General features: G+C 48.8%; 9 protein-coding genes. 7 read left to right on the plus strand and 2 right to left on the minus strand.

The features are described from left to right. Positions 1–1,016 precede the first annotated feature (1,016 nt). Positions 1,017–2,876 carry a hypothetical protein gene (locus GF401_01925; GenBank protein ID MBD3343804.1) on the plus strand — a complete coding sequence of 620 codons (1,860 nt, stop codon included), beginning with the start codon at positions 1,017–1,019 and terminating at the stop codon, positions 2,874–2,876. 207 nt (positions 2,877–3,083) lie between these two features. On the opposite strand, the gene GF401_01930 is transcribed toward GF401_01925, so the two are convergent. After that, complete coding sequence (locus GF401_01930) at positions 3,084–4,538, minus strand: sulfatase-like hydrolase/transferase (protein MBD3343805.1); 1,455 nt, start codon at positions 4,536–4,538, stop codon at positions 3,084–3,086. Positions 4,539–4,574: 36 nt separating this feature from the next. Continuing rightward, the gene (locus GF401_01935) at positions 4,575–5,498 is read right to left on the minus strand and encodes a sulfotransferase (protein MBD3343806.1); all 924 of its coding nucleotides are present in this window, start codon (positions 5,496–5,498) and stop codon (positions 4,575–4,577) included. A gap of 268 nt (positions 5,499–5,766) precedes the next feature. Here GF401_01935 and GF401_01940 point away from each other — a divergent pair, with 268 nt between their 5' ends. The 6 genes from GF401_01940 (at position 5,767) to GF401_01965 (ending at position 11,717) form a co-directional block, all read left to right on the plus strand. Then, a complete protein-coding gene (locus GF401_01940) occupies positions 5,767–7,461 on the plus strand; it encodes a response regulator (GenBank protein MBD3343807.1) in 1,695 nt (564 codons plus the stop codon). 74 nt (positions 7,462–7,535) lie between these two features. Continuing rightward, the gene (locus GF401_01945) at positions 7,536–7,886 is read left to right on the plus strand and encodes a hypothetical protein (GenBank protein ID MBD3343808.1); all 351 of its coding nucleotides are present in this window, start codon (positions 7,536–7,538) and stop codon (positions 7,884–7,886) included. A gap of 148 nt (positions 7,887–8,034) precedes the next feature. Further along, positions 8,035–8,217 (plus strand): hypothetical protein, encoded by a 183-nt coding sequence (locus tag GF401_01950; protein ID MBD3343809.1) that lies wholly within the window; start codon positions 8,035–8,037, stop codon positions 8,215–8,217. Further along, positions 8,217–8,894, plus strand: coding sequence for an MgtC/SapB family protein (locus tag GF401_01955; protein ID MBD3343810.1), 678 nt, complete (start codon positions 8,217–8,219; stop codon positions 8,892–8,894). Before GF401_01950 ends, GF401_01955 begins: the two co-directional genes overlap by 1 nt. A gap of 206 nt (positions 8,895–9,100) precedes the next feature. Then, positions 9,101–10,111, plus strand: coding sequence for a histone deacetylase (locus GF401_01960; protein ID MBD3343811.1), 1,011 nt, complete (start codon positions 9,101–9,103; stop codon positions 10,109–10,111). Positions 10,112–10,508: 397 nt separating this feature from the next. Then, positions 10,509–11,717, plus strand: coding sequence for a hypothetical protein (locus GF401_01965; GenBank protein ID MBD3343812.1), 1,209 nt, complete (start codon positions 10,509–10,511; stop codon positions 11,715–11,717). Positions 11,718–11,992: the final 275 nt, after the last annotated feature.

The raw sequence follows: 11,992 nt of genomic DNA on the forward strand, positions 1-11,992 counted from the left end.
CCCTCGAAAAGCACCCCGCTATTGTACTGCGTATTGAGACGGTCATCAACCGTCCCGGTGAGTTCCGCGTGTTTCGTATCGGTCGTGGCAGGAAACCGGGCTACTACGCGCCGATGCGCAAGAGGGTTACCAACATGCAACGGTATGCAACTGTCGGATTGCGTGCCAATCGCTCGTATCTCGATGCTCTCGCTGACGTTGATGATCCTGTCAGTGTGTATCGCGAGATCAAACGGATATGTGAGCCGGTAACGCTCTTTCTATGCGCTCCCGGCGCATAGCATATAATCAAGCATTTTCCTTAGCAAGGATATAAAGGAACGGCAGTTCCTTTCCCTATGCTTTCTTAGCCCCCTGTACTATTTTACACCGGCAATAATACTTCAGGTAAATGTAACCCATGCCGGGACCGGACCGGGTCGAATGGTTCCTTCATTACTACAATTCTGGATTTGTACTCCAGCCGTTCATTGAACCCGACATTTAAATGCCTTATTATCAAGCAATACATAATATTTAGTGTTGCTTAATCGCTTAATTTTTGCCGCTGCTTTTCGTTAATATATGTATTTTTTCTTTGCGTATTCCATGCTTTCCACAAAAATGTATTTTCCTTTGCATGACGCTACATCCCCTTTTTAGTACCATTAGGGGCAACTTTCTGCGAGCCGGCATACCTGTCCTCGTAGATCTCAAAATTTCCTCTTGACATTTTTTCCTTTTGGGCGTATCATTGAATCGTTGAGTTTAATCGCTTTAACAGAAAGGCCCGGATTGAAACCCCTCTATTTAACAATCGCTGCGGCGATAATCGCTGCTGTATACTCCCAGAACAAAAAATTCGCCCCGGCCAATGCTGTCTGCAGTGCCATTTCTCCCTCATTTGGCGCCCGCACGAATTTTTCTGCTCACGATAATATTGGGCAAAACATTCGTGGTGGTTTCATTGGCAGTTCTGTTGGTAGTGTTTCATGGACCCGGACCCCCTGGCTGAACCTTAACCCGAAGGATGAACTATGAAAGCAATGGCGAAATGTGCTCTCATTTCCACAGCTTTTTGCACAATTGCAGCGGCAAATATCGATATCTCGGATCCGCTTTTCAATGAGGATGCGACCTGGGATTACATTATTATAACCGCCGATGATGAAGGTTTTCTGGAACAGGCAGACCGTTTGGCAGAATGGAAACGTCAGAAAGGCCTGAAGACCCTGGTTGCCACGGTCGATTCAATCGAAAATGTGGTTGAAGGATTCGACAGGGCCCATAAAATCCGTAATTTCCTCAAGCATGCCTGGGAAGAATGGGGAATTGTCTGGGTACTGCTTCTTGGTGATTATGACATAATCCCTGCCCGGCATGTCTCGACCGGCGGTCTCTATTTTCCCTACGATGAAGAAGAAGCGCGGTCGGATGTCTATTATTCCTGCCTCGAGGGGGAATGGGATACGGACGGCGATTCGGTGTACGGCAACGAGGAAAGCCGTACTGAGTTCAGACTCGAATGCGGATATGACGATGAAGGCAGTTTTGTCTGTGAAAAAAAGGAGCCGAAAATAACCGGACTCGATTTATGGTACGATATTTATCTTGGACGACTCCCTGCCTCTACTGTCGAAGAAGCAGAAGTTATGATCACCAAGGTGCTTGAGTATCCGCTCAAACCCCGCCCTGAAGAACATCACGACGATATGACTTTCTGCGCGGCCCAGCTCCATTACCTCTGGACCGACTTTGTGACGTCACTTGAGATGGATGACGCTTCGTACTACTGGCACCATAAGGTCAAACCGATTTTCGAGAAAGAAACGTCAAAGTTCAAATCGGCTACTATCGATGAACTCTTTGAGGACAGGGTCCTCGACAACGGTACCGTGGTGAATGACTCAGATGAAATTACGATCGATGAAATGCGAGAACACCTGTCTCGCGGGTATAACATGGTTTTCTTTTCATTTCATGGAAACCCCGCCGGAATACAGATCTACTCGAAAGCCGCCGAAGTCGGCACCCCCATTTTCGACTATAAGCATGCCCACGAAATTGAGTCCGAATACTATTCCCATTTCATTTCGATCTCCTGTCTTGTCATGAAAATGATGCACGACACTTCAACCTGTTTTGCCAAGAGCCTCCTGACAAACCCCAGGGGCGGTGCGGTCTCGTACACCGGAAGCAGTGGTATCGATTATTTCAACATCAGAGGAAGGCACTACAAAAAAGCGGTAGACCTGCTCAACAACAAGGGAGTACACCGTATCGCCAAAGCCTGGTATCTCGCCAATGTAATGGAATTTTCCCGTCACAATGTACTTGTACAGCAGCACTGGGGCGATCCGGAACTCGAGTGCTGGAGCAATTCTGCCGATGAAACCGAGAATTTCGAGATACAAACAGAACGGACCGGTAACAAAGTGAACGTAACGGTCTGGCCGGCAATCGACAGTGTGCTTGTGTGCGCCTATAAAAAAGACGCCCTGTTCATGCGGGGCTATACCATCGGGGGCACGGTCGAATTCGAAGGAATCGATGCATCCATGGGCGGTATCACTCTTACGGCAACAAAGCATAACTTTGTCCCGACTCAGAAGGTTCTGCGCGCCAACGATATGGTTGAGATAGCCTCAGCCAAAGAAAACATTCAAGCTGCACAGATGAACATTGTTCAGATCAATTCCCGCACAGCAATACACTTTTCACATTGCAAATCATCACTTGATGCTCGCTTACTGACTGCATCAGGGAGAACAATCGACCACATTTCAACCCGGGAAAGTAATAAAATTTGGGACATCGCCGCTCTTCCCGGCGGCGTCTATATGGTGAAAGCGCGTATGGATGGAGGCACCTTGATACGAAAATTTCTGGTACGGTAAAAATGGTGTTCGGTAAGAGATCCCCGGGTGTTCAGCCCCCGGGGTGTTCCGGGTCGGGCCTGCTCTGAGGGGGGCAGGCCCTTTTTAAATGCAAAAATCAAATCGGTCGTATCCAATCACGATCTTCAGATCGGCAATCACACCACGGTACAAGAGTAACCTTCCGTCCCGGATATCTTCCTGTGCAGCCCCATCACCTTTCGCCCCCTACTGATGCAACCGTTTCAGCGTATGAAATGCATAACTCTCAAAAACATCACCCTTCCCCAGGATCCGGGGATCGTCGGTTTTCATAAGGGCAGTTTTCAGCGTCGACCAGAGTTCCTGTCTGGCGGCTGCATATTTGTTATCCTGCGCAACATTATTGAGCTGATCGGGGTCGATTCTCAAATCATAGAGTTCTTCCTCGGGCCGTTTACCGAAAGCGAGATCGAACAGCGGCCTGACATCGGGAGCATCCTGGTTTCTGAGGAGATACCGCTTTGTTGGTGATGAATCGCAGTCACGATAGGCCGGGGGGATTCCTGCGGGAAACCGTTCGGGCTTGAAATTACGAATATATAAATAACTTTCAGTGCGGATTGCGCGTACGGGATAACCGTGGTTTGTATCGCCGTGGGCAAGAACATGACGTTCCCGTCCGAACAGCGCATAGCCGCGTTTCTCACCGGGATTGCGGGAACGGTCGAAGAGAGGCCGGAGGGAGTTGCCGGTCATGTCGTTTTTTTGCTCCGGGCAACAATTTTCAAGCACCGTCGGTGCAATATCACAGAGGGAAACAAAATCATCGATAACGGTCCCCGACCTGATAACGCCGGGCCAGTAGACAGCCAGCGGGACACGCACGCCCCAGTCATAGCAGTTTGCCTTACATCTCGGAAAGGGCATGCCGTTATCGCTGGTGATTATAACGATCGTATTTTCCAGCTCTCCCCTTTTTTCGAGCATCTCCAGGGCTTTTCCCAGCTCACGATCGAACCGCTGGACTTCAAAAAAGTAATTACCCATATCCCGGCGGACGATCTCATTATCGGGCAAAAAGGGAGGGACCTCGATACTGTCAAGGTCTTTTTTTCTGCTTATCCGTGCTCTGGGGCCATAATACCGGTGGGGATCACGGCTCCCGAACCAGAAACAGAATGGCGCTTTTTTTGGTCGAAGGGAGAGGAAATGCTCAAAATTGGCATATTTCGGCCCGGCAGGATTTCGGTCCCGGCCTCCGGCTTTTACGCTTCCAGGCCCCCATCCTTTATTACTGAAACCAACATAATATCCTTCTTTTTCCAATGGGTCCAGATAGACTTTATAGTCGGCAGGAAGGGTACCCCACAGGTTCGCCCCCTGTTCGAGTTCCCAGAAATGCCGTCCGGTAAGGATTGACGCCCGCGATGGAGCGCATGATGGAGAAGAAACAAAGGCATTGGTAAAGTAAGCGCCTTCACGGGCACATTGATCAAAAACAGGCGTTCGTGCAGCCTTACTTCCCGCAAGACCCGAATGGGGCCACGACCAGTCATCGGCCAGGGCAAGGAAAATATTGGGCCGTTCCGACGCGTGAGTGGTATTTCCACATCCCGTAATAAAGGGCGTCGATAATGCCGATATTCCGGCGCCCACCATCCGGACTGCTTTCCGACGTGTCATTGATGCAGCAGTATTCACATCTCTCCTGTTAAACAACAATGGTAAAACTGATAATTACTCCATCCAGCCGCTCAGGTCACGGCCGATAAGCTCCTGCAGCTTTTTGATATCATTACTGAAATATCCGGTCAGCTTGCTCTGCGTTTGAGGATTTATATGCATTGGTTCAAGATCACCCTCTCGAACACTGTCGATAGTGCCTAATATCGCCGCATCGGAAATACCGTTAAGAGATAAAAACTTATACAACATCCCCTTGAAACCGGTTGCCCGAAAAAGCAGTTGCAAAAAAACATTCCTGAATCGCCCCGATACATTGAATTTTAAGGCCACCTCGGGCTTGAAATTATCACGGACCCGTAAAAATCGGTATAAATTCTGCATAAAGCCAATAGTATCCATCCGGAAATCATCATATAAAGTTACTTTAACTCTCGAAAAAGATTCAAGATATGCTTTCACCTGCTTATAATACAAACCGACTTCACGGTAAAACCATAAAAATTCCCAGTTTTCTTCCTTCCGTTTCTGTTCCCGCTCAAGCGCTTCTTCAAAACTCAATTCCTCCCGACCGTCACGGACCATCATCTTGTAAGCCGAAAAGGCCCGGTCGACAGGATTGCGGAGAATGATAATTATTTTCGGATCGCCGAACAGCTTTTTAATAACAGGAATCGCCTTCTCATAATAAAACAGGTTCTCAACACTGGCTTCACCAATGGCACGGTGCCGTCGCACCCATTTAAACAGGCCCTTGTAAGTCGGAAGATTCCTCACCGTGAAATTCTCGACAAAATCATCACCAGGACCGTTATAGGGAAATTTCATGAAATGGGATGAGATAAATTTCGGCTCTTTCATCGGGCTCATGTAGATCTGCGGATGCTCCTCAAGATAGGTGGCTACCGCGGTACTCCCTGCCTTGGCCGCTCCGACAACTAAGAAATTTGGAAGGCGTATTCTTCTTTTTTTAGGCATAACAAATAAAAATACTAAAAATATCACCGGAGTAGATAATTCACTGATAATTATCGGATTAAATTGTTAAACCGGATATATTTCCCATCCCAGTAATCCTGCGGTTTCCCCTTCCAGAGGAGATTAATGCAAAATTATCCACCATAGGGGCCTTTTTTTCGTTATATTATAGACGATTCAGATGAAACCACGGATCGGGAGGTGGAAGGAAATCTGATTTTTTCGGGCAAAATTTAATCGTTTAATCACCCTCGGGGGGCAACCAGCAATGCCGATTGATCATTTTAAGGAAAAAACAAGCACGAAAATAATCAGCATGCTGCGAAAGAAAATCAGCGAGCAGGAAAAAAGGATCGCCGAGCTTGAAAAGGCGACCAAGCCGGAAATTTCTGCACCCGATGAACTCGGTGACCGTAAAAAGCTCCTTCAGATCCTTATCGACCATATGCCCGATTACATATTTATTAAAGATACCCATAACCGCTTTGTTTTGAATAATACAATCCATCTCCGGGTCCTTGGCATAAAAAATCAGGAAGAATGCCTGGGCAAAACCGATTTCGACTTTTTTCCTCACGAACTGGCCTGTCGTTATTTTGCAGATGAAAAAATTATTCTGAAGTTCGGCACACCGATTATCGACCGGGAAGAAAGAACTACCGATGCTCTGGGTAATGAGTTGTGGCTTTCGACAACGAAAGTCCCGTTGCGTAATGATGACGGCAAAATTATCGGTATTGTGGGTATCAGCAGGGATATAACTCACCGCAAAAATGCCGAAAACGAACGGGACCGTCTAGAAGCAAAGGTGCGCAATCACGAAAAGCTCGAATCACTCGGACAACTTGCCGGAGGGATTGCCCACGATTTCAACAACATGCTCAGCGCGATTCAGGGATTTGCCACCCTTCTGAAGCGTAAAATCGGCAAAGAGGACCCCAAGCTTGCCGAGTATCCGGTAATGATCCTTCAGGCCTCAAAACGGGCCGGCGATCTTATCAAAAAACTCCTGGCCTTCTCCCGCAAAGGCAAGTACACCATGAGTGTTGTGGATATCCATAACGAAATTGCCGATATCGCCAAACTGCTCGAACACACAATCGACAAGCGAATCAGGATCGAGATCCGCCCGGGAGCGCAACTGTCAACCGTGCTGGGCGACCGGGCACAACTTCAAAGCGCTCTCCTCAATATTGCGGTCAACGCCCGCGACGCCATGCCGATCGGCGGAAAGCTGACATTTACCACAGCAACCGAAACAGTCAGACCGGCAAAGCGGAAAGAGATAGCTCCTCAGTTACCCGCCGGTCGATACCTGAAAATCAAAATCAGCGACACCGGCGCCGGCATGGATGCAAATGTCAAGGAAAAGATTTTCGAGCCCTTTTTCACGACAAAACCAACCGGAAAAGGGACCGGCCTGGGGCTTGCCAGTGTGTATGGAACAATCAAAAGTCATAAGGGGGCCATTGAAGTCGACAGTGAACCGGGAGAAGGCGCCACATTCACCCTTCTCCTTCCCTCAGTAGAGAGCAAGGAACAGGTCTCCATTGCCCGGGCAACCGAAAAAACCGTAGCGGAAGAAAAAGCCGGGGGGACCATACTGCTGGTGGATGATGAAGAGTATGTCCGCGCATTCGCCTCGGTACTTCTGCGGGAAAAAGGATATCGGGTGATTACCTGTAACGACGGCGTCGAGGCGGTACACTATTACGAAAAACACGGTGACGACATCGACCTGGTCATTATCGACATGATTATGCCCCGGATGAGCGGCTCCGATTGTATCAATCATTTGAAAACCCTCAACCCCGATATCAAGATCATTATCACTACCGGATATGCAAGCGAACAGGAAACCCGGATTATCCGGTCGAAAAATATCGTGGGCTTTGTGCAGAAACCCTTTGACGAACAAGAACTTCTCGATCTCTCACGGCTGGCATTGAAAAAAGCAGATTAAATTCCGCTTTTTATTGACTGGAACCTGCCGGGATTTTATTATAAAAGGGTATCCTGAAACAAAAGAGACACGCTATGAAAGATCAGAGAGCCTACGAGCGTATTCGCTGCTCCCACTACCTGAAAGTTTACGAGCAGAAATCCGGAAAATGTATCGGTTCAATATTCGATATCTCCAAACGGGGTATCAGAGTTGTCCATGACCATCCCCTGGACGACCGGAAAACCATCGACCTGAAAATCCACCTTCCCGAAGAAGGTATTCTCGGGGATTCGATAAGCATTATCGCCGAAAAACGATGGACCAAAACCCGTCGGGAGGACGGCGCTCATGAAACCGGGTTTGAAATTGTCGGTGAGATCAACTCCGGGCTTTATTCTGTCCAGACCCTGGTGAACGATCTGAAAAAGAAAGCCGCCGGTTGAGGTTGATCCTCGCCGCCCCCTCAACCCCCTCCAGTTTTACTTTATAGAAAAAGGACGTCGATTTGCACCGATTATTCTTATATTGTATCTTCCTGATCGGCGGTCATCCCCTCTTCAGCCTTATCACTGTTTTATCGGAGAAACCAGAATGGGTAAAGAAAAAAAACTCTGCAAGTGGAAAAAGAAAGATATTGCCGACCATTTCAGCACGCTTACCGAAATCGTGGGCGCCCCCCGGTATATCTGCGGCAAATGCGCCCGGGCGGCTACAACAAAAAAATGTCTCTGTAAGCCGGAAAAAATTGAACAACAACATACCGAGGAAATGTAATGCTCTCACCCGGTGACGCAGCTATTCGGATTGTTTTTGCCTCCCTTTTGGGGGCGCTGATCGGCCTTGAACGAGACATGCACGGACGGTCCGCGGGGCTTCGTACCCACATTCTGGTTGCCATGGGCGCCGCGGTCTTTACCATTATTTCGGTGAACATTGCCTGTAGTGCGGGAACTTCTGTTTCCGATCCGGCCCGCATTGCGGCCCAGATAGTCACCGGTATCGGTTTTTTAGGCGCCGGAGTCATCCTCAAAGACGGCGCCAATATCAGAGGTCTTACCACCGCCGCCTGCCTCTGGATCGCCGCCGCCGTGGGCATGACCGCCGGCAGTGGATACTACCTGATCGCCGGGACCGTCGCCCTCCTCGCCCTCTTCGGACTGGTGGCCCTGAAATATTTCGAAAAACTTTACCGAAGCGATTCCCACCGGGTGCTTTCCATTACCTCCTCGCTGAAAATCGAGCATGACGCCATTATCGACATCATAAAACAAAAACATATCGCCGTCCTCAATACCGACATTGAACGGGATTACCTCTCCGATACCACCACTGTTAAAGCCACGCTCAGAATCAAACATAAACTCACCGACCGGGCAGCAAAAGAAATCATCGCCTTGCTCGAATCATCGGAGATTCCGCTCAAACGGGTGGAGTGGAGTGAGAAGGGATAAGAAGTATTTTTATAAAACGCCGATGTGGCTGATTATCGCTGATTTCTTTTGATGTTTTTATATTTCCGATCGGCAAATATCAGCTTGATCAGCGTAATGAGCGTTCTATTTTGGACAAGACCTGGAGTATATTATAGTATTAAATAGTGGAGCGATAAAAGAACCTGTTTGTATTTTCACCCTTCCACCACACTAACGCTTAACACATGATGACCTTGCTTGACCGTAGATATTTTACCAAACGCCTTTTCGGGACCTTTCTCGCCGGCGCCGCGGCCGGATGGAGCGAGTTATCGGCAAAACCGGACACAAATCCCGGTACGTCATCTACCGGATTTGTCTATCACAGCCGGTATCTCGACCATATCATCTACAAACAGCACCCCGAGTCGCCGCAACGGTTAATCGCGATTGTTCAAGCCATGAAAAAACGGAAACTCGACAAAGAAGTTACCGCGTTGCCGCCGATCAAAAACCCCGAAGACTATATACCTTTCATTCATACACAGGAGCATAGAGAAAAAATAGACACAATACCCGTAACGGGTGCGGTTGCGAAACTGGCGGTTGCCGGCGCCCTGTCGGCGGTCAAAGCGGTTGATGAGGGCGCCGTCAAAAACGCGTTCTGCGCAATCCGCCCGCCAGGCCACCATGCGGGAAACACCGGGCGTATGGAAGGGTTCTGCTATTATAACAATGTCGCCATTGCCGCACGATATGCACAGAAAGTCCTCAACCATAAAAAAATCCTCATTATCGACTGGGATTACCACCACGGTAACGGCACCGAAACGGCGTTCTACGACGATCCCGATGTCCTTTTCTTCTCTACCCACGACAAACGGGCCTACCCCGGCGCCGGAAGCCCGAAAAGAAAAGGCGCTGGCCCCGGAACCGGCTACACGATCAATGTCCATCTCGGCTGCGGAACCACCGACCGGGAAATGATCAAAGCCTGGGAAACCGCCCTGCTCCCCAAACTTGAAACCTTCAGCCCCGATTTCGTGCTCATCTCCGCAGGATTCGACAGCCGTAAAGACGACCCCCTGGGATGTTTCGCAATCACCGACACCGGTTTTTTCCGGATGACCCGTATGGCAAAACAGATCGCCGAAGACCACTGTAACGGACGGCTCGTCTCGCTGCTCGAAGGCGGCTATAACACCAATGGCCTGGCTCGGGCAGTCTGCGCCCACCTCGAGGCGCTTAGGGAGTAAAAAAAAGAAGTCGAAAACCGAATCAGGGTCAGTGCCGTCCAAAATAGAACGCGGACCGCACGGATACGAAGGATGATAACTCAAGGCGAAAAACAATGCAACGATCCGCCCACACTTCAGCACATTCAATGCATCGCCCCCTCCACACTCAAAGTATTCCAGAATAAGGGCAATGAATAAAACCTAAAACATTAGAAATTTGTCCGTCCCTTCAGTATATTAATCACATAATCGACAAAACCAGTGGCTTATGGAAATAGCATTTATATATTATTGAGAACTACCTGATTAAATGCCTATGTTCCACGTCATGCCGGCCCCGAATGAAGTTCGGGATAATCTCTAGCCGGAATCCGGAACAGGTAAAAAACCTTTGCGGTAAAAGGGATGGAATTCAATGAAAACAGGACGATATTTGCTTGTATGTTTTGTGCTCTTTTGCATTAATCCTTCGTACGGCTCGATCAGGTTGCATATAGCAGTCCAGGATTCAATCGAGACCGCCCTGGGCAAATCGATCGACAGCCTCTGGTTTTGTCGGGAAGCCTACGAATCGCTTATCGACGGCACGGCGCCCTGCTACGACAGCACCGAGGTCTGGCTCGATTCGGTCTATGATATCGGCATTCCCGGCCTCATGGAGCCGTCAAATGTCTTTGCCGCCGAAATCCCCAACGAAGCCGGTCCGCGGAACAACTATTTTGTCGCCGGCGTCGCCGACAATTTCATCGTCCCCGAATCCGGTGAATATACCTTTGTTGTCGAAGCCAATGAAGGCATGGTTATCATGATCGATAATCAGGTGCTTACCGACAACAACGGGGAGGTCTTTCTTTATCAGACCCTCGATGAAAATATCGATCATTCACGGGGGGTCGACGGCCTCCCTCAGATCCGGGAGTACACCGCGACAGTCACCCTCGACCAGGGGAACCACGATTTCACTCTCTTTTTCTGGGAGAAATCATCCACCTCAAAGGCGTCGATCAAATGGGTCCTCCCCTCTTCGCCGGAAGACACCGTGGTGGTTCCGCCCGAAGCCTTTGGTGAGAGAAAGAATTACGGTCCCCTGGAAGCCGAGTGGATCGTTGTGGGCCCCTACCCCGACGACGATATCTGCGCCTATGCGATTTACGAAGACACCGGTACGGTCTATTTCGGCGCGGTCGCCCGGGGACTCATGCCCGGAGAAACCGCCTCCTATCACTGGGAATTCAGTATCGATGAAGGGTTTACCGGGGAACCGGAAATAACAACAACCGACAGCGTTTTCGATACCCTCCTCACCCGGCCGCCGGACAAAACCGGCGATGTCGTCGTGGATTATAAATTCTGGTTTGAAACCAGTATGGGAAGAAGTATCGATCCCCTGGGAGGCGGATCATGCCATGTGGTGATTTTCAGCGATACCTCAACCGCAATCCAACGCCCCCTCACCACTCAACGATGGAATTCCATCGGGCGCCAAAACCATGACCTCTTCAGCCTCCAGGGCAAAAAAATCAGCCCCGCAAAAGCGGAAAATAATTCAGGTACCATCAAGGGCAACCAGATTTATATCTCGAAAAATAAAAATTCATTAAAGAAGCGGTTATTAATAAAGTAAGATATTATTTTATCAGCAAACGGTTATTTGAAGTTTTTAGACGGCAGTTTCAGCATTCATGCCCTGATAATTTAGTCAAACAGCAAAAAGAAAAATCTATTTCCTTAAATTATCATTTATTCTGCAATGATATTTTAAATGTATCCTGGATTCAACATGAATATCGGAAATTATCAATGTTTCATTCAAAATCATAAGGAGCTTTTTATGGTGAAATCTTCCCGATTTCCAACCGTTCTGCTGGTTATCTGTTCGGTTTTCTTTGCGGTGTTTGC

Source organism: Chitinivibrionales bacterium (assembly GCA_014728215.1).
Taxonomy (GTDB): Bacteria; Fibrobacterota; Chitinivibrionia; order Chitinivibrionales; family WJKA01; genus WJKA01.